Annotated in this window: 13 protein-coding genes; 1 reads left to right on the plus strand and 12 read right to left on the minus strand. The window is 64.7% G+C overall.

The window, feature by feature from the left end; translation table 11 throughout:
• Nucleotides 1-45 precede the first annotated feature (45 nt).
• The 12 genes from ACYVJ8_RS01655 to ACYVJ8_RS01710 all read right to left on the minus strand — a co-directional run bounded on the left by ACYVJ8_RS01655 (nucleotide 46) and on the right by ACYVJ8_RS01710 (nucleotide 18,298).
• The gene (locus tag ACYVJ8_RS01655; RefSeq protein WP_460709155.1) at nucleotides 46-249 is read right to left on the minus strand and encodes a hypothetical protein; all 204 of its coding nucleotides are present in this window, start codon (nucleotides 247-249) and stop codon (nucleotides 46-48) included.
• Nucleotides 250-335: 86 nt separating this feature from the next.
• Nucleotides 336-3,302 (minus strand): AAA family ATPase, encoded by a 2,967-nt coding sequence (locus ACYVJ8_RS01660; RefSeq protein WP_460709156.1) that lies wholly within the window; start codon nucleotides 3,300-3,302, stop codon nucleotides 336-338.
• A gap of 50 nt (nucleotides 3,303-3,352) precedes the next feature.
• Nucleotides 3,353-4,090, minus strand: a complete 738-nt coding sequence (locus ACYVJ8_RS01665) for an MgtC/SapB family protein (RefSeq protein WP_460709157.1) — start codon at nucleotides 4,088-4,090, stop codon at nucleotides 3,353-3,355.
• A gap of 18 nt (nucleotides 4,091-4,108) precedes the next feature.
• Entirely contained in the window at nucleotides 4,109-6,079 is a 1,971-nt protein-coding gene (locus tag ACYVJ8_RS01670) for an esterase/lipase family protein (RefSeq protein ID WP_460709158.1), read from the minus strand.
• Nucleotides 6,080-6,117: 38 nt separating this feature from the next.
• Nucleotides 6,118-7,179 carry a lipid A deacylase LpxR family protein gene (locus tag ACYVJ8_RS01675; RefSeq protein WP_460709159.1) on the minus strand — a complete coding sequence of 354 codons (1,062 nt, stop codon included), beginning with the start codon at nucleotides 7,177-7,179 and terminating at the stop codon, nucleotides 6,118-6,120.
• Between the two features lie 91 nt (nucleotides 7,180-7,270).
• Nucleotides 7,271-7,774, minus strand: coding sequence for a hypothetical protein (locus ACYVJ8_RS01680; RefSeq protein ID WP_460709160.1), 504 nt, complete (start codon nucleotides 7,772-7,774; stop codon nucleotides 7,271-7,273).
• Nucleotides 7,775-7,918: 144 nt separating this feature from the next.
• On the minus strand, nucleotides 7,919-11,044 hold the full coding sequence (locus ACYVJ8_RS01685; RefSeq protein ID WP_460709161.1) for an efflux RND transporter permease subunit: 3,126 nt from the start codon (nucleotides 11,042-11,044) through the stop codon (nucleotides 7,919-7,921).
• Nucleotides 11,041-12,132, minus strand: a complete 1,092-nt coding sequence (locus ACYVJ8_RS01690) for an efflux RND transporter periplasmic adaptor subunit (protein WP_460709162.1) — start codon at nucleotides 12,130-12,132, stop codon at nucleotides 11,041-11,043. The genes ACYVJ8_RS01685 and ACYVJ8_RS01690 overlap by 4 nt, the downstream gene beginning before the upstream one ends.
• 25 nt (nucleotides 12,133-12,157) lie before the next feature.
• Nucleotides 12,158-12,376: a hypothetical protein gene (locus ACYVJ8_RS01695; protein WP_460709163.1), complete on the minus strand. Its 219-nt coding sequence runs from the start codon at nucleotides 12,374-12,376 to the stop codon at nucleotides 12,158-12,160.
• A gap of 169 nt (nucleotides 12,377-12,545) precedes the next feature.
• Complete coding sequence (locus ACYVJ8_RS01700) at nucleotides 12,546-15,740, minus strand: BTAD domain-containing putative transcriptional regulator (protein WP_460709164.1); 3,195 nt, start codon at nucleotides 15,738-15,740, stop codon at nucleotides 12,546-12,548.
• Between the two features lie 33 nt (nucleotides 15,741-15,773).
• Entirely contained in the window at nucleotides 15,774-16,583 is an 810-nt protein-coding gene (locus ACYVJ8_RS01705) for a TetR/AcrR family transcriptional regulator (protein WP_460709165.1), read from the minus strand.
• Between the two features lie 371 nt (nucleotides 16,584-16,954).
• A complete protein-coding gene (locus ACYVJ8_RS01710; RefSeq protein WP_460709166.1) occupies nucleotides 16,955-18,298 on the minus strand; it encodes an OmpP1/FadL family transporter in 1,344 nt (447 codons plus the stop codon).
• 119 nt (nucleotides 18,299-18,417) lie between these two features.
• On the opposite strand from ACYVJ8_RS01710, the gene ACYVJ8_RS01715 reads away from it, so the two are divergent.
• On the plus strand, nucleotides 18,418-20,094 hold the full coding sequence (locus tag ACYVJ8_RS01715; protein WP_460709167.1) for a bifunctional 3-(3-hydroxy-phenyl)propionate/3-hydroxycinnamic acid hydroxylase: 1,677 nt from the start codon (nucleotides 18,418-18,420) through the stop codon (nucleotides 20,092-20,094).
• Nucleotides 20,095-20,103 lie beyond the last annotated feature (9 nt).

Consider the following 20,103-nt stretch of genomic DNA (forward strand, 5'->3'; position numbering starts at 1 on the left):
TAAAAGACAGTGAGCACATCGGCGTCGGCTCGTGCGATTCCAGGTCTAGGGCGCAGCAAGGGGCGGGCCGTACGCCTGCAGGTCCGCCTCGAGTAGTTCGACGAGCTCCTGCGCCGACGCGAAGTCATGGTGCCTGCAGGTAAGGAGGTTCTCCACGCGGCCACGCAGCGCGCCGGGCGTGGCATCGCTACGGACCTTGACGACGTAGGCGCGTCTGGAGGGGTATTTGGAATCGGATTTCAGAATCATGGCATGACCGAAGATGATGACTTGCGGGCCATCCTAGGCAGCCGTCACCTGCACGTGGTCGCGGATCGGTGGAACTTCGGTCAGGGCTACGTTGGTCGATGTTCCGAGAGCAGCGCCCGCGCGCGAATGGCCAGGGGGGTGTCTTGCGATTCATCGAGCCGTGCGACCAGCGAAGCCAGCGCGGCGAAGTCGTCCGCGGCGGGCTTGGCGTGCTCGACGAGGTCGACCAGTGCAAGCAGCTCCGACCATGACGCGCCCTGCGCACGTGCCTCCTCAATGGCGGCACGTATCGCGCTATCGGCTCGGCGCGGATTGCTCCTATGTCGAGCGATGTTCGCCTCGCTCAACCGCAGTTGCGGCAGACAGATCCGCTCGTCATGCCGATCCGCCAGCATGAGTGCCTCGTCGAGCTGCATCTGCGCCGCGTCGAAGTCGCCCGCTGCGATGAGGGCGTCGGCCGCATAGGTCAGTGTCTCGGTAGCGCCGGCGAGCATTCCCAGCGACATGTTCTCGTCGCAAGCGTCCCGAATGCGGCGGAAGCCTTCACGCGGCTGTCCCAGGCGGGCCTCGGCCCAACCCTGGAACCACCGGCACGCCGTGCGACCCTGCGCCAGGGAATACTCATCGACAACTGCCCGCATCTCCGCCGCGAGCGCAGCCACTCGGCCTGTATTGCCGAGCCGAGTCTCGTGCAGCGCGTCGAACCAGATCGCGATCATCACCGCCATCGGCTGGCCGAGACTGCGAGCACGCGCGTACGCCGCGTCCAGTTGTGCGCGCGCCTGGCGCACGAGGCCCAAGTGCACCAGCGGAAGGCTCAGCATTGCGCGCGCCGTGACCTGGGGATCGGCGATGAAGCCGTACATCCGTGTCTCCGAGGCATCGGCGAGCGAGATTAGTGCGGGCAGGGTGCGCTCGAGTGCGCGCCGCGCCGCCTCGTGCCGGCCCTGCATCACGTGTGCAAAGCCTTGCACTGTTCCCATCGCCACCACCAGCAGTGTGTCGCCTTTTACCTCGCCAAGCGCCTCGGCTCGGGCGGCCGTCAGCAGCGCCTGGTCATATTCGGCGCGCAGGTTGAGCAGGACGCCCAGCCCGTGCAGCAGCAGGCCACGCATCGGATGTTCGGGCGTCTGGTCCAGACACGCCGCGGCGCGTGAGAATGCGTCGCGCGCAACGTCACCCGCACCAAGCGAATGGAAGGCCGCCACACCACGCAACGTGCCCAATGTGAGTTCGTGCGCGGCCCGCTCCGGGCCAGCGGCAGTCTGATCGATCAATCCGAGCGCGCGTTCAGTGAGTGCCAGGCATTCCGCCGGACGCAGTTGCTGCAGTGCTGCCTGCGCAGCTTCGGCGTAATACCCCAGCGCCGATGACGGCGCGCGTCCCTGGTCGAAATGGACCGCGAGCTCGGATGCCGCGATCGGACCGCCATCCGCACGCTCTCGTTCGAGCGCGATCCCGATCCGACGGTGCAACTCGATCCGCGCCGCCGGTGCCGTGCGGTCGATCAACGCCTGGCGGTACAGCGCGTGCCGGAATCGGTAGTGCACGTTAAGCGCATCGGCCGGAAGCGACTCTTGCGCCGTAACGAGCCAGAGCTGTTCGCGCGCCAGCGCGTCGCAGGTATCGGCTACTTCAAGCACGTCGCGGTCGAGGGCGCATGCGAGTGTTTCTACACGGAACTGCGTGCCGCAAACCGCTGCCGCGGACAGAAGCGCGCGGCGGCTTGCATCGAGGCGCCCAAAATAGTGATCGATCAGTGTCGACAGCCCTTGCGACACCGGAATGTTGGTGAGCGCCTCCGTCGCGGTGCAGCCGGTGAGGATGCGCGACCTTACGTCGCCAGCCACCGACGCGACGAACAACGGTACGCCCTCGGTGCGGTCGTGCAGCGCACGCACGAAGTCTTCGTCTTGCGCCATTTCCGGAGCGCGCCCGGCTAGGTAGGCCGCGATCTCGCGCTCGGTGAACGAATCGAGCACGATCTCCTCGCACAGTCCGTTCAAACGGAGCTCGTTGCGCAGCGCGCCGAGCGGGTGGTCGAGCGCGATCACCTCGGTCAGTCGGAAGCTCGATAGCCACATGAGCCGGGCAGGACCGCGGCGACGCGCGATGTAGTCGATGAGTTGCGTTGTCGCGCGATCGGCCCAGTGCAGATCCTCGGTGACGAGAAGCAGCGGGCGATGCTCCGTGTAGCGGTCGAGGAACTCGCCCATCTCGCGCAACATGCGCTCGGGATGGACACCAACCAGCTCACGCAGCAACGCGTCGCGGACTTCCGCCGTGGTGAGCCAGGGCAGCTGCAGCAGCCAGGTCGGCGCGACGGCGCGCAACAATGGTGCGACCGTGTCGTCGTGCCGGCCAAGTTCTGCCAGTGCCTCGAGTACGGCGTGGTACGGCTCACCCGCGCTGAAGCTCTGCACGCAATTTCCGTGTGCGTAGGCGATGTCACCAAGGCCGGCGACGAAATGCTCGATCAGGACGGTCTTGCCGATGCCGGGCTCGCCAGCCACCCAAGCCACCATCCGACGACCTTGGCTCGCCTGCTGCCAGGCTCGCTGCAGCACCGTCAGCTCGGCCGCGCGGCCGACGAACTCGCCTGACTGTGCCGCGTCCCGGAATGAATGAACGAGTACACGCTGACCGTCCTCGACTCGTCCGCCAGGAGAAGGCGCAGGCTGGGCGTCGAGCTTCTGCGCCACGAAGCGGTAGCCGCGCCGCGGCACTGTCTCGATGAAGCGCGGCTGACGAGGATCGTCGCCTAGCGCGATCCGGATGTCGCTGATCGCGCCTTTTAGGACCGAATCGCTGACGAAGCGATGCCCCCAGACTGCGTCGAGCAGGGCGTGCTTGGTCAGGAGGGTGCCGGGCTGCCGTGCGAGTGCGCACAGTAGCTCGAATGGCGTCGGAGCCAGCGCTATTGGACTGCCGGCCTGCAACAGCTGCGCGTTAGCTTCATCCAGCTCGAACTCGTCGAACCGGACGCGCAGGGACCCGGAGCCCGCCGCCGCGCCAGCCATGACCGTTGTCTCTTGCGGATGTGTTGAACGCATTTTGCTCTCAGGCGGCGGCGCGTGTAACTAGCGGACCCCGGCGGCCGGGTTCAGTTTCGAACCGGTGTGATGCTGAATTTGGCTATGCCATCGGACACCGAGAGCTCATCGGCAAGCATTGCCGGAGATAGAGCGCGGGAACGTTCCAACGCGACGGCGCAGAACCGCCATACGGGCTGGTTGTCGGCGAACGTGATCGTCACGCTGTCGCGCAGGACGCGGTAGCCACGTGCTGTGGCAATTTGTTCCACCTCCTGGAAGTCGGGCTTGAAGCCCGGGCGGAAGCTCACCGTAACGTCGAGAGTGGCACGTCCTGGCAGTCGCATTTCAAGGCGATGTAGCAGCGACATTGAAAGTGCGCACAGCAGCGCAAAGAACAGTGCGGCGGCGTAGAGACCGACTCCGAGCAGCACGCCTACAGCGGACACAGCCCAGATCGAAGCTGCCGTGGTCAGGCCACGGATGCTCAGGCCATCTCTCACGATCACACCGGCGCCGAGAAAGCCGATGCCGGTGACGATGCCTTGGACGACTCGCGTCGGATCGACGATGGCTTGAGTCCCGTGGCCTCCGTACCACTGCGACGCAAAGCCTACGAAAACGGTTAGGGCAGTCGACGCCATGCAAACCAAACCATAGGTGCGCATGCCTGCCGCTCGGCCCTGATAGGAACGCTCGTAGCCCACAAGCATGCCCAGCAGCAGCGCGCCAAGCAGATTCAAGCCGATAAAGCCATTGGCGGCGAGAAAACTGCCGCTCCAGTAGTGCTGCAACGATTGAATGAACATGATCAGATCCGCAGACATCTACAGGGCCGCCGCTGCGCCATCGATGGCGTTCTCGCGAATGTCCAGATGCAGGATGCGCTTCAGTTCCATCACCGCTTGCGGGGTTTCCTGGACGCTATGGCCCGCATGGACGACCTCCTCCGAAACTGCGCCCTCGAGGTGGGAGCTCCAGTAAGGCACCAGGCCGTCGTCGGATGCTTCCAACGGCACCCCCGGCCGACGCTGGGCGATGATTGAGTGGTAATGCACGCGCGTCGAAATCGGAAGATCGGCCGCGGCCTGTACGAACGGATCCGACTTGTCGAGATTCTCGATGCTCGTCGGGATCGACGTGGGCCGGCGGACGCCATCGGTGCTGGAAGTTAGATCCGGCAGGACGTCGGCGAACCTTTGCAGTGTTGCCAGCGGCACACGCACCATGCGGCCGATCCATCGCCCCAGGTGGCTGCCTGCCAGGTCGGTGCCACGGTGGGGGGTAGCAATGAACACTACTCGCTCCACCTGCGGCAATGGATCGAACCGAAGCATGGGTGCCACCTTCTGGCGGATACGTTCCAGGCGCGTTTTGTCGTGAATCTTCTCGGCGACCAGGTGGTCCCACAGGGCGTCTCCCGACGAGGACACCATGAGGCGGGCGATGATGCCGCCCATGCTGTGCCCCACAATCACCATTCCCCGCGAGGCTCGATTCCCACCGCTCGGATCGAAGTGCCGCATGGCGTCATCCAGCGTTTGCCGGATCGCTTCATGGTTCAGCGCGATCGGCATGTTGGTGGGGTAGTAGAACTGCCAAATCTGAAACTGCTGCCGCAACTCTTCGTCGCCCATGAGTTCGTTGGCGACGTTCACCCATGCCTCGGGGCTGCTCGCCAGCCCGTGCACCATCAACAGGATCCGCTTGTTCGGATCGTAGGGCTGCATGAGGTAGAGGTGCGGACGGTCGATGCCGAGTCGGCTGCCTAGCAACGAGCGGATCGATTGCCGCGAGAAGTCGGAATGCGCCAGCCACAGGCCGTAGCCTGCGGTGAAGTTCGCCGCCAGCGGGACATCCTGCTCATGCACGTCCGCCCGCGCAACCTGGAAGGGATCGTAGGCAGCGACGACAAGCTCGGATGTGTTCATCACCTCCGCCAAGGTCTCGCCGGAAAAGCGGATCAGTACAGTGACGGTCGGCGACGGCATCTGGCTCCACACGGGGGCGGGTCGCCGCGGGCGCAGGCCCGGCTTGCTGCGCTCCTCGCGCATTACTTCTTTTGCGGGATCATCGAGCATGGTCACCAATTCGGCGCCAAAGCCGTCGCGCCGGTACACGCTGCGCACGCCGGCAAAAGATAGTGAGTCTGCTGGTACCAGTTCCTGCGGTACCTCGGGCGTGTCCGACCGGCGCAGACCCGACAGGTCGGCGCGGACCGTCCAGCGGGAAAGATGCATCACGCCGAGGCGGTCGAAATCCGCCTTCCCACGAACCTGTTTGCCGAAGATGGCGACAGTGGCTTCCTGCACGGCGAGGTTGTAGTAGTCGCGGGCCTGGGTCTGGCGGTCTTCGAAAGCGCGCTCTCCCGGTGTGCGCTCGCTGAAGAACAGATAGGCGTACGCGTGCCGCGCGACTTCCAGCCAGGCTTCAAGCCGAACGTCGTCTGGTTCTGCCCGCGCGTGGTTCTGCAAGGACATCGCCCGCTGCAGCCACAGCTCGGAGAGAGCAAGCAGCCGGCGCTCGTTCGAGAGGCCGTTCACCTTGCCCAGCGCTTGGATACAGGCAGGGGACGGCTCGGCGCAGGGCCCGTCGTTTAGGCCCGCGACACGGACGGTTTCGACCGTGGCTTCGCTGAGTCGGCGGGTCGTGAGGATGTCACCGCGCTTGGCAATGATGTACTGGCTAGGCGTTACGGTCTTGACGCCCACGGCAGGCATGAAGGCGCAGCCGCTTGAGACGGCCATCAGTAGCAGGAGGAGGAACCATCCTGCCTGGGTGGAGCGCACTCGCGTCATGGTTGCCTGCCTCTGTATGGGGTTCAGCAGTACGACCCTTAGAGGGCCTTGCTGATGGTGAAGCTGCCGAAGACCGGCGACTCCTTCTGACCTTCGAACTCGCGCGTGCTGTGGTAGCGGGCCACCGCGAATTTCCATCGATTCAGCATCCACGCGAAGCCGTAGCCGAAGTTCGCGACCGCTTCGCGCTTGTCGACGCTGTGGCTGTCGCGGAAGGTGTTGCCGTCCAAGGAGATGTCACGGGCGACCAGGCGCGCGTCGAAGTGCACGAACAGGTGCGCGCCCTGCGGATAGCTGTTCCGTGACTCGCGGATCGGCGCGGTGTTCTCGCCGGCCGGACGCAGGGGCGTGCTGCCGAAGTCGTCGGGCAGGTTACGGCCGAAGCGAATTTCGCCACCAGCATTAGCGTACGTGGTGAGGTTGCCGAAGCTGCCGCCGTAGTGAGAGATGGCGTCCCAGCCCCAGCCGCTGTCATGCGCTTCGGGTGCGAATCGCCGCATGCGTTCGTGGACGATGCGGAACACGGGCTCGTTCTTCAGCTGGTTGTCCCAGCCGCGGAACTTGTCGATGCCAAGCATTCCATGCACGCCATTCTGTACCTGCTCGCCCATTGCCGCCGGCCCCAGGATGCCAACCTGCAGCTGCGTGGTATGCAAGCGATCCTCGTTGCGCGCGTTGTAGCCGACGCCGAACAGAAGCACGGCCGCATACGGGCGGTCGTCTCCGATCAGATCGCGGCGTTCGTTGTCGGTCGGGGTGAAGATGCCTTGGGCGAAGGTGCCGATCATGTTCCGCTGTTCGAACCCCTTGGGTTGCAGTGCGGAGAGATGGCTATTGATCCACTGCGCCAGGCGGGGAATGCAGGGATCGGTGGCGTAGTCGCGAAGGTTGGGCGAGACCAGTGTCAGCTGCAGGCCGTTGCTGTAGCCCTGGTCCTGTCCGCCGAAGATGTCGTTGTCGACGCGCAGATTGACGACCGGAGGCCTGGGCACGTTGCCATTGCCGCAGGCGTCTGCTTCCTGGGCCTGCGCGCTTTGCGATACGCAGGCCGGGAGGATGGCGGCTGCTAGCAGCCATTGGGGAAGGTAAGAGATGCGCATGGTGGGTTGTCTACGGCGAGGAGCGGCTTAGGGCAGTTGCGTTGCGAGCCAAGGCATGACGAGATGTCCATGCCCTGCTCGCACGGGTTGGTTACTTGATGAGCGGGACGCTCATCATTGCCTGAGCGCGGAGTACCGACCGCGCCTTGGCTTCGATCTGCACGTAACGCGCCGCCTGCGCGGGAGACACCGCCTTGCTGGCGTGCACATAGGTCCGCTTCAGCAGCGCGGCCTCGTCTTCTTCGATCGCGATCGCTTCGCGCGCTACACGGTTGGCGGTCTCGTCGTCCACGCTGCCGGCGTTCCAAGCGCGCGCGTAGGTAAGAATGTTTTCGACGCTACGACGGTTGAGGTCGTTGAGAGCGGCCTGGTGCTGTTCGTATATGGGCCAGAACTTCGCCGCGTCTTGCGGCGAGAGGGCCAGCTGCTGGTCGATGAAAGCGCGCTTTTGCGGACTCTCCTGCACCTGCGCTTCTTCGGCCTTGGCGAGGACCTGCCGTTCCTCGAGGGTTGGATTGGACAGTCCGGCGGCAAACAGCGGCGAGGAAAGCATCAGGGCAGCGACGAGCGTCGCGGCGCGGGCAGTGAAACGCATGGGGAACTCCAGTGTCTTGACGTGGGTAGTGGTTGTGCGGGGCGCGGAAAGCCGGGCGCTACGGAAGGATCGAGGCTGGGGGAAGGAAGGGCTGCGCCGATTGCCGGAACCGGCGCAGCAGGGGGTGGCGATGCGTCGTCCGCGTCACGCAGACTCCGGCAGCATCGCAGGGGGAACATCGTCGTCTTCCGCGGAAGAGCGCGGGCAAGCGGGAGTGTCGGGGCGCACGCGGTACCACTGCGCGTACAGCGTGGGCAGGACGACCAGCGTCATCAGCGTGGCCACTGAGAGCCCACCCATGATTGCCCACGCCATCGGGCCCCAGAACGTCGAACGTGTGAGCGGGATCATCGCCAGGATCGCGGCAAGTGCCGTCAGCACGATCGGACGGAAGCGGCGCAGCGTGGAGCCGACGATTGCTTCCCAGGGCGCCAGGCCGTGCGCAAGGTCCTGATCGATCTGATCGATCAGGATGATCGAGTTGCGCATGATCATGCCCGCCAGTGCGATCGTGCCCAGCAACGCCACGAATCCGAACGGCACGCGGAAGATCGCCAGGACCAGCGACACGCCGATCATCCCCAGCGGCGCAGTCAGCAGCACCAGCGCCATCTTCTTCATGTCCTGCAACTGGATCATCAGCAGGATCAGGATGGCCGCGACCGCGAGCGGTGCAACGGCGCCGATCGAGCGCTGGGCTCTCATGCTGGACTCCGTCGCGCCGCCGACCTCGATGCGATAGCCCAGCGGCAGGGTTGCGATGATCTTCTCAATGTTCGGCCACACGCGCGCGGTCACGTCGGGCCCCTCGGCGCCACTGACGTCGGCACGTACCGTCACCGTGGGAATCCGGTCGCGACGCCACACGATGCTGCTCTCGCTACCGACCTCGATGCGGGCGACCTGCGACAAGGGCACGAAGCGGCCGTCGCGCACATAGATCTTGGCGTCCTTGAGGTTCTCCAGATCCGTTCGTTCGGCACGGTCCACGCGCGCAACGACGTCGATCAACTGGTCGCCCTCGCGGTACTGGGTGATCGCCAGGCCGGACAGTGAGTTCTGCGTGGCGTCGGAGATTTGCTTGGAAGTGAGGCCCAACACGCGTGCCTTGTCCTGGTCGACGATCACGCGCATGGCCTGCAGGCGCTCGCCGGCATTGGTGTTGACGGCACGGATCGCTGGATCCTTGCGCAGTACGTCCTGCACCTGGGCCACGATGCCCATCAACTTCTTCTGGTCAGGACCGGAGACGCGCAACTGCACCGGATAGCCGACGGGCGGACCGTTCTCAAGCCGCGATACGCGTCCTCGCACGTTGGGAAAGCCGCTCTCGAAGCCCTTGTGCAGGCGTTCGAGCACGCGCTCGCGCGATTCGGTGTCTTTGGTCATGACCATCAGCTGGCCAAAGTTGGTGTTGGGCAGCTGCACATCGAGCGGCAGATAGAACCGAGGGCTGCCGACGCCGATGTAGCTGGTGACCGACTTCACGTCCGGATCCTTCTTCAACTTGGCTTCCAGCTTCGACACGGCCTGCTCGGTGGCGGTGATGCTGGCCGCTTCGGGCAGCCACAGGTCGACCATCAGTTCGGGGCGGCTCGACGCGGGGAAGAACTGCTGGGGCACGGTGCGGAACAGGCCGAGGGCACCGATGAATACGGCCAGCGTCACGCCGAGCACCAGGCCGCGGTGGTGCATGCACCATTCGAGCAGCACGCGGAAGCGCCCGTAGAAGCCCTTGGTCGTGTCGACCGCATGCGCGTCGTGGCCGGAGTCGTGCTTCTTGGATTCCGGCAGCAGCTTGTAGCCCAGGTAGGGTGTGAACAGGACCGCGACCAGCCACGACAGGAGGAGCGCAATGCCCACGACCTGGAAGATCGAGATGGTGTACTCGCCCGCACTGGACTTGGCGAGCCCGACCGGCAGGAAGCCCGCGGCCGTGATCAGCGTGCCGGTAAGCATGGGGAAGGCCGTCGCGGTGTAGGCGAACGTCGCCGCGCGCGTCCGATCCCAGCCCTGCTCCAGCTTGAGGACCATCATTTCCACGGCGATGATCGCATCGTCAACGAGCAGGCCCAGTGCGATGATCAGCGCGCCCAGCGAGATGCGCTGCAGATCGATGCCCAGCGCGAACATCACCAGGAAGGTAATCGCCAGCACCAAGGGGATCGACAGCGCCACCACGATGCCGGTGCGCCAGCCAAGCGAGAGGAAGCTCACCGCCAGCACGATAGCGATCGCCTCGGCCAGGCTCTTGGTGAATTCGTGGATCGACTCCTGCACCACCTCCGGCTGATTGGAGACCGCATGGATCTCCACGCCCACCGGCATTGCCGCTTGCACGCGCGCCACCGCCGCGTCCAGTTCCTTACCCATGCGGATCACGTCGCCGCCGTCGCGCATGGCGATGGCGATACCAATGGTTTCCTTGCCATTGAAGTGCATCTTGCTGGCGACCGGGTCGACGTAGCCGCGGTAGACGCGTGCGATGTCGCCCAGACGGAACCGGCGGTCGCCCGCCTGGATACCGATGTTGGCGATGGACTCCACCGAGTCGAACTCGCCGGTGACGCGCAGCGCCACGCGTTGCTGGTCCCCTTCGACGGTACCGGCAGGTACCACGGCATTGGTAGCGCGCAGCGTTTCCTCGATCAGCCGCGGATCGATGCCCAGCGACGCAAGGCGCGCGGACGAGGTTTCCACGAACACCTTTTCGTCCTGCACGCCGACGTACTGCACCTTGCTCACGTCCTGGACGCGGAGGAACTCGTCGCGGGCCTGGTCGACGAAGCGGCGCAGCTCGGCGTAGTTGAAGCCGTCGCTGGTGAACGCGTAGAGGTTGCCGAAGGTGTCGCCGAACTCATCGTTGAATGCCGGCCCCTGCACGCCCTGCGGCAGCGTGGGCCGGATGTCGCCGATCTTCTTACGGATCTGGTACCAGACGTCAGGCACGTCCTTCGAAGGCGTGGACTCGAGCAAGGTAATGGTGATCTGTGAGACACCCGGCTTGGAGAAGCTGGTGATGTAGTCGATCTCCGGCACTTCCTGCAGCTTGCGCTCGATGCGATCGGTCACCTGCTGCGCCACGTCGTCGGCGCTGGCGCCCGGCCAAGCCGACTGCACGACCATGGACTTCACGGTGAACTTGGGATCCTCCGCCTGGCCCAGATGGAGGTAGGCGTAGGCGCCGGCGATGCTGAGCAGCAGCATCAGGAACAGCACGAACTGCTGGTGCTTCAGAGCCCACGCCGACACGTTGAAGGAAGACTTCATGAGCGGGCTCCTGGCAGTTCGCTGGCATCGACCGGACGGACCTTCTGCCCGGCGTGCAGCAGGTTGGTGCCCGCGGTGACGATGAGTTCGCCGTCGCGCAGGCCGCGGCTGATGAGCACGGTGTCGCGTTGCGCCTGGGCGACCACGACGTTGCGCAGCTGTACGCGCGAGGTCTTCGCGTCCACCACCCACACCTTGGGCTGGCCGTCGAGGTCGTAGAGCGAGGTGAGCGGCAGGCGCCGCAAGCGCTCGTCACCGCTGAGGAAGACCAGCAGCTTGCCCGTCATGCCCAAGCCGATTTTGTCGTCGGCGTTGACGATGCTGATGCGCGCCGAATAGGTGCGGGTGACTGCATCGGTGTCCGGCGCCAATTCGCGCAGGCGGCCGGTGTAGCTGCGCCCGGGCATCGCCCATAGCTCCACGGACAGGCCGCGCGCATTGCGCAGCTCGTCCACGCGCGCTTCGGGAATGCTGATGACGACTTCGCGTTCGCCGCGCTCGGCGATCTTGACCACGACCTGACCCGCGGCGACGACGTTGCCCGCCTCCGCGGTGATCGACGTGACCACGCCCGATGTGCTCGCGCGGAGCGTGGTGTACGAGGACTGGTTGGCGGTTACGCCGTAGGTCGCTTGTGCGGCACGCAGCGACTCGCGCGCCGTCTCCATGGCCAAGCGCATCTGCTCCACTTGCGACTTGGAGACGAACTGCGAGCGGCCCAACTCGGCGTAGCGTTGGTAATCGTTCTGGGCCTTGATGTACTGGACTCGGGTCGACTCGACTTGCGTGCGCGAGGCATTGGCGTTGAGCGCGGTATCGGTCGGATCGATCTGGAACAGCGGCTGGCCCACGGCGACGTGGTCGCCAACCTCCACCATGCGGCGCTGAATGCGGCCGCCGACCAGGAAGCCGAGCGAGGCCTCGTGTCGGGCGCGGATCTCGCCCGAATAGGTCGAGGTGTTGTTGACGCCGGCGCGGCTGATCTGTTGCGTGCGGACCGGGCGGACGTCTTCCACCGCATCGGCGGAGTGACCGCAGGCCGACAGCGCCAGAACCAAGGTGGTAGTGGTAGCGAGAGATCGGAACATGGGAGGGTACCTGTAGCGGTGACGGTCAGTCGGGGGAGACGTCGGAGGGGTTCGCGGACGGCGAGGGCTGGGCTTCGCCAATAGGCGGCTGTGCTGGCCGCGGTCGCTTGCGTAGCGCCTGCCAAAGTTCGGTGACCGAGCTGAAGGGTTGCGTGCGGCCGGTTTGAACGTCTTCGACGACACCGGTAATGCCGGCACGACTGCTGCGGTATATCCGGACGACGTAGCTGCGAATGGACGCCATTGGGCTCTCCTGGAAACTGTGGAGAGCATCAGCGGAGGGTTCCTACGGATTTCCTTCTTTTATGAAAATCCGACTGGTCGACGGTCCCGCGGGCGCCGGGCGGGAGGTCGTGAATCGCTTGACGATCAGGGACGAGGGCGGCGGCCCTGCATTTCAGGACGGCTGAAGGCTAGGGCGGCGACTGCGTGCGCAGGGCCTGAAAGAGCTTTTCGCTGGCAGGAGACGGGGTAAGCCCCAAGGTGACCGACAGGACCTGCCTTAGCCGCTGATACGCGCTGATCCCTTCGCTGCGCCGACCCAACTGCTGGTAGCAGCGCATCAGGCCCTGATAGAAGGCTTCCATCATCGCGTCGGCATCCAGACCGCGCAGATAGACGCTGACGGCGCCCTCGAAGTCGTCGTGGGCTTCCAGCCGTTCGGCATGACGACTCAAGGCGTGTATGAATCGGCCCCGCAGGCGCTCGCGTGTCGCCACCGGCCAGGCTTCGCCGCCGTCCTCAGTGAGAAAACTTCCTTGATACAGCTCGATGGCGCGTGAGAGATGCGCCTCTTCCAACGGGGTATTCCGCTGGTCGTCTGCCGCAACGATCGCCTGTTCGAAAGCGAACACGTCGACCCACACGCGCTCCTGATTGAAGCTCAGCTTGCCGCCCTGCTGCTCGATCGCGGCCGGATCGCCTAACAACCCTCGCAGGCGCAGAAGCGTCGAATCGAGCGCGCGCTCAGCGGCATCACCCTCCTCGCCTGACCACAGTGCATCGAGCAGGCGATGCTCGGAAACGGCACGTCCGCCCAGTGCGACCATCGCCTTCAGCAAGGCGAGCGTCTTCTTCGGGGCCTTGCGGGAAAACACGAGCGGCTGGCCGTCACGCAGTACCTCGAAACGGCCCAGCATGCGAACTTCGAGCGGCCATGGCCAGCCGGGGATATCCACGGCGGGGGCTCGAAGACCGTATTCGCGAATGGCGCGGCGTACTTCGCCCTCCGCGATTCCGAATGTGAGCGCCGCCGAATACACGTCAGCCAGCAACCGCGGATGCAGGCGCAGCAGGAACTGCCCGTGCAGGGCGCCTTGGCTGGCCACGCAATTCTGGATCAGCGGTCGCGCCGCCGAGGCGTCGCCGCGCTGCAAGTGCATCCAGGCCTCGACCGCGTCCACCGCACTGCCCAGGCGCGTCAGGCAAGTACCGGTCAGCAGCTGTCGCGCCTGTTCGAACAGGACTGCGACGTCTGCGTCCTTGTTGCACTCCAGTTCTGCGATGGCCAGCTGCAGGCGTGCCATGCAGCGCAACCAGACCGGTCCCACCTGATCCATGCGCTCGCGCAGCTCGCGAGCGAAGACAAGAGCTTGGCCATGCTCGCCACGATGGACCGCGATCCAGGTGCGGAAGCACGCATCGAGCGCAAGGTCCAATGGGCGTGCGAACGTCCAGTGTGCGGCGGCCTGCGTCCGCGCCGCGTCCGCCGCTTCGGGATTGCCTGCGCACAACGCGATCACCGTGCGCCCAAGATGGGAATAGATCCGCAGCGGCGGCAGCACCAGGGCGTTGGCGTCGGCGATCCGCACTGCCTCATCGAAGAGCTGCTCCGCCTCCGCGTCACGACCTTGCTTGGAACGGAAGTGGCCCAGCTGCAGCATCCACATTGCGCGATGGTTCGGCGTCAATGACGTATCGGCGATCCAGGGCGAGACCATCGCGACGATCCGTTCGCCCTCGTCGAAGTCGCCTGTCACCTGGTGATGCGCAAGCATCATCGTCGTCACGTCGACACGCGCGTGCAGCGGGATATCGGGCAAGAGCAGCAACCGCTGCAGGCGGTCGAGGCAAGCTTCGATCAGATCGGCGCGCGGCCGCTGATAACCCAATGCAAACAGTAGCCCGGCGTGTACCCGCAGGTCTGCCCCCGGCGCCGGAAAATCCGGATTGGACGCCAGCAGCGACAAGAGCCTGTCCAGCCAGAGATCGAACGCGCCCTGACCGAATTCAAGGTAATAGGTCGACAGGATCGCCCCACAGCAAAGAATTCGGCCGATCGTGTCGTCGCCAAAGCGTTCGTAGGCCGCCTCGAATACCGGCCGGGCTTTCAGGGGGTGCGATATCAGCGAGATTCCCTGCCAGAACAACAGTTGCGCCGAAGCCTGTACCAGCGCGGTCGGTATCGCGCCGATCCAGGTGCGCAGGGTCGCAATGCGTCCTTGTTCGAAAAGCGTGGGCGCGAAGCGCAGCATCAGCGACGTCGCATCGGCCCAGTCGCCACCGCGGGCGGCGCAATCGAAGGCAGCTTCCGGCTCCCCGGCGTCGGCCAGCATCGCGACAGCGCGTCGCCGCACCGCCGCAATACACTCGACGTCCGCTCTAGCCTCAAGCTGCCTTAATAGGAAGGAGCGGAATAGGTCGTGGAACTGGTAAGCGTCTGCATGCCGTTCGACGAACAGTCGCCTGCGATAGAGCTCCTCGAGCAAGACGCCCGCATCGGCATCGCCAGTCAGCGCCGCGGCCTGTTCCGCTGTCGCCCGAGGCAGCAGCGCCAGCTGCGCGAGCTGGCTGCGCGTATTTTCCGGCAAGTCGTCGAAGATCTGGCCAGCGAAGTAGCCGAAGAGAATCTCGCGGTTGTCCGGACGCGGAAGATGCGCGCCGGCCGCTTGCCGACCGGTGTGCTCCAAGGTGAGAACCAAGCCGACCGGCCAGCCGTCCGCCTGCGCGTGCAGCGCCCGCAGGCTGTCTTCGTCGAGCTCGCGTCGCAACGAGGCGATGCCGCAGGTTTCTTCAAAGGTCAGGCGCAGCGCGTCCCAGTCGAGCAGGGCAAGACGGTCGCTCGCGCGGAGCCCGGCACACTGTGGCGGCGGATCGCTCCGGCTGGTTACCAGCAAGGTGATCCCGTCAGGTACTTCGCGCGCGATCGTCTCCAGCAGCCCATGCAGCGGCGCTGCGGGGGGCAACTCGTGGTAGTTGTCGAAGACCAGCACCGCTGGTGTCTTGAGTCGTTCGAACAGTGCACGGAAATACAGCCGAGCAAAACCGGCCGGATCCATTTGATGCGCTGTTGTGTACTTCGGCAAAGGCGCGTGCTTGCGCGTTCCCCGTGGTGCGGCCCGGTCCAGGTAATGGAAAAACGCCGCCAGGTCGCTGTCGCCGGAGTCCAGCTGATACCAGATTCCGCCGATGCGCCGCGAGTCCAGCCAACTTGCGGCGAGCGCGGTCTTGCCGGCTCCGGGAGGGCCGGTGACCCAAATGAGCGGAGACGTTCTGCAGGCGTCGAGACGCGCGAACAAACGTTCGCGCGGCAGCACCCGATGAAGCCGTGGCCGCGTGAGCTTGGCCAGCTGCGGTACGGGCGTTGCGCCTTGATGAACTGCAGACATTTTGTTCTCGTCACGCAGCGTGATCGCCGCGAGTTATCCGGCAGCTGCTGCCGCGGATCCGGTCGACGTGTCCGGAAGCATGCCGTCGCCGGGCAGCGGGCGGTAGGCGATTTTCTCCGCTTCCAGGCGGGTCAGGCCCAACGTCAACAGCAGCGTCTTGGCGACTCGCTGCGACAGGTCGTCCACATTGAAGCCCAACTGATGGATCGCGGCGGCGCGTGCGCCGTGGGCCTCATGGAACTGAAGCCAGACCGATATCGACGCCAGCACGGTGCCGCCGACGGAGAGGAAGCTCATCAGGGCATCTTCACGCTTGAAGCGCCCGGACGCGATTCCCTTTTTGATGTCGCGTAGCAATCGTTGCCCGAGCCCACGTTCCAGCACGCGCGCGGAAAAGCCTTCGCGGATCAGGAACTGGCCCCACACCGGTTCGCGCTGCGCCCGCAACAGCGTGTGGCGCACGGACACCGAGACCACCTCTGCCGGATCCGCAATGGTGCTGACCAGGCGATCCAGGGCATCGGCGAAATCCTCGAACACCCAATCTACCACCGCGCTGTAGATCGCTTCCTTCGATTCGAAATGGTTGTAGAAGGAACCGAAGCCCACGTCCGCCGCCTCGGTGATCTCGTTGATCACCACCCCTTCCATGCCCTTCTTCGCCATCAGGCGCAGCGCTGCTTCGAGCAAGCGCTGTCTGGTTTCGCGTTTGCGCCGCGCACCGCGCGGCTCGCGCTCGGCCACGGGGATGGTCGACTTGGCCGCGGGGACGATCGATTTGGCCTTCGAGGAGGGGCGCTTCTTAGCGGGGCGTTTCTTGGCACTGGAAGAGGGGGAGGGCATCACGATACCTGTGGTCCAGGAGCCCCGAGTGTATTGCATTGCGTCATAAATGACAAATCAATCAGTTATGATTCAGTTGGCGGGAAAATGAGGCGGGCGGCCAATCCAATTCGCGAATCCGTAGGTCATCCGTGGGACACCTGCGAGGAAGCTGCATGGGCGGTCCGCGACAGGCGGGCAGATTCACAGGCAAGACAGAGCCTGCCCGGCGGTGTCCTCTCTCCCACCACCCGGCTTTCTGCTCGCTGTGTCGCGGCCGCCTTTCTTTGGCTTCAGAAGAAACTCGCATGCAGATCACAAGGGGCAGGCGCTCCGCAAAAAAGAACCCCACCGAAGCGGGGCCTTTTTGTGACTGCGATGACGGGTTTCGATCACAACTTGTACTGCATCGAAACGGCGAACAGATCGGCATGGCCTTCGAATGGACCGATCAGGTGCGACCCACGGGCGGTAATGTCCACGTGTGGCGCATCCGGCTTGAGATAGGTGTAGCCGAAGTTCACTTCCAGCGCCTGAGTGGCGTTCCAGGTTCCGCCGATCGAGTACCAGGTGCGGTCGGCGTCTGGCAGGCGCGGACTGCGCGTTTCGATGGGGGTGGGTGTTTCGTCGTACGCCACGCCGGCACGCAGGGTGAAGCTGTCATTGAGCTTGAACTCGGCGCCGAGCGACATGAACTCCGTGTCGCTCCAATCGAAGGGCTCCACCGTGTCCGGGTCCGGGTTGTCGAATTCAATGCGCACCTCGCGCATCGACGACCACCCGGTTTCCGCCCACGTCGCCATCACTGCGAAGCGGTCAGTGACGTCGTAATGCATGTCGACGCTGGTGATCGACGGAGTGGTCAGATCGGCAGTGATCGCGCCGTCCTGGAACAGTGGACGCGTGCTTGGGCTCATCGCGAACACGCCGGCGACGTTGTCCGGCACCGTCCAGTCGACGGAGCCGGAGATCTCGTAGTCGATTTCCGAACGGTAGCTCAGGCCGATCGCCAGCTTGTCGGTCGGAGAGAAATTCGCACCCACGATAAAGCCCAAGCCGGTGTCATCGCCCTTCACTTTGGCGAAGCCGTCGGCGGCCTGCGGACTGGCGAAAGGCAGTGGACGGGTGGCCGGATTGGAGAACAGCGCGGTCCCGAAATCGACCGATTGCGACAGAGTCACGTCGGCGCGCGAATAGATCAGGCCAGCACCGACGGAGAAGCGGTCCGACACGATGTCGAGGGCTGCGGACAGGGTCAAGTCGACGATTTCGACTTCGGACTCCTGCGCGAAGTAACGCCCCCGCCAGCCCTTGTCGTATTCGGTCTTCAGACCGAACGGCGCGCTGATCATGGCGCCGAACGCCAGGCCGTTGTCGAGCTTGTGGATCACCGACAGCGCGGGGATCGCGGCAATGTTGCCGGCGTCACCTCCATTACCACCCGTCAGCGGACGGCCAAGGGCGTCGGTGCCCGCGCCCTGAAATTCGATGCCGGGATCGATCGTCGTCACGTCGGCCTGAAAGGTCGTGCCTTCGAAGCGCGCCATGGTGGCCGGATTGTTGACGACCACCGAGCTGTCGTCGTCGCGGACGCCGGCGCCGGCGAATGCGCTGCCCATGGATTTGGCGCTGTTTTCCTTGATCTGGAAGCCCGAGGCCTGGACTTGGCCCAGCGTCAGCGCGCCGGCGATACCGAGCGCTAGCGCCGTCAGGCGCGTGTAGCCGTGCTGCTGCATGCGTGTTCTCCGCGTTGAAAGATCGGCTGAAATGTTGCGTTGCGTCATAATTGACAAAACTATCAGTAATGACTAAAACGTACATGTGAATGATCTCGCTTGCAAACGGAGTAGAGAATTTGGGCCCCAATAGACTCACCGGCGTCACGCGCGGCGTTGCACCACCGCAGGACGGCGACTTGCCGGCGGAAGTAGATGTGTTGGTCGTCGGACTAGGTCCCGTCGGTGCGACGGTCGCGAATCTGCTGGGCCGCTACGGAGTGCGCACTCTGGCGATCGACAAGGCGACCGAGATCTATGCGGCGCCACGCGCGATCATTATCGACCACGAGGGAATGCGCGTATTGCAGCTCGCGGGCTTGGCTGAAGACGCCTTCGAGACCGTCGCCATTCCACATGTCCGAATGTGGTCGCCCCTCCTGGGCGAATTCGCGCGCATCAATACGCTGGGCAGCGCCGACGGCCATGCCAAGGTGATGAGCTTCTACCAGCCCGAGCTGGAGCGCGCGCTGCGCAAACATCTCGCTTGGCACGAATGCGTGCAGATCAGGCTAGGCGCGACGCTGACCGGATTCGAGGAAGGTGCCGATGGCCTGCGGGCGACTCTCGACCTGGGCGAGGGACGTCAAGCTTCCGTGCGCGCGCGCTATTTGATTGGCGCCGACGGCGCCGGCTCGCTCGTGCGCAAGCTGATCGGCCAACAATTCGAAGGCAGGACTTACGGTGAAGACTGGCTGATCGTGGATGCGCACGGATCGGCTCAGCCCATCGACCACGTCGAGTTCATCTGCGACTACCGCCGTCCCGGGCCGCATATGCCGGCACCGGGTGGACGCGAACGCTGGGAGTTCATGCTGAAACCCGGCGAAAGCCGGACGGAAATGGAGTCCGATGCCCGTATTCAGGAACTGCTCGCGCGGTCGGGCTGTGCGGAGCCGTTGACCATCGAGCGGAAGGCGGTCTACCGATTCCACGCCCGCACTGCAAAGTCTTTCAGCAAGGGCCGCGTGTTCCTCATCGGCGATGCGGCGCATGTAACGCCGCCTTTCGTAGGGCAGGGCATGGTGTCGGGCCTTCGCGATGCCGCGAACCTGTGCTGGAAGTTGGCGTGGGTGCTCCACGGACGCGCCACCGCGAAGATCCTCGACACCTACGACGAAGAGCGACGCCCACATGCGCAGGCCATGATCGACATGGCCAAGCTGATGGGAAAGCTGGTGATGCCGCGCAACGCGGCGGTGGCGCTGATGACGCACGGGTTCATGCGCCTGATCTGGCTGATCCCTGCGTTGCGCCGGAAGTTCGAAGAACTCGAGATCATGCCGAAGAACGCGTTTCCGACGGGTTTGTTCGTCAGGGGCCGTGCGGGCCCGAAGCTAGTCCGCGGTGCTGTGATCGCACAGGGTCGCGTACGCAACGCCGACGGCGTCGTACGCCTGAGCGACGACATCATGGGGCTTGGTCTCACGCTCGTGGGATTCGGACACGACCCGCAGACCCAGCTCGACGAAGTTGTCCTGGAGCGATTCGTCGCGGCGGGAGGCACCGTCGTGCAGATCGCCCATCGCGGCCAGCGTCTGCGTGTCGCGCAGGAGCGCTGCTGGGAAGACCTCGATGGCGTGTTCCTGCCGGGCGTCGCTCCCGTGGGCTGGGCTGCAGTGCTGCGGCCGGATCGCACCATCCTCCATGACGGCCCCGTAGCCGATGCAAGTCGGCTGGTGCGCGAAAGCCTGGATCTGCTCGGTGCGCCTGCCAGTGCGGCAGCAGTAACCCACACCTTCGCATACAAGGCATGAGTTCATCGC

This window comes from Lysobacter terrae, from assembly GCF_054782215.1.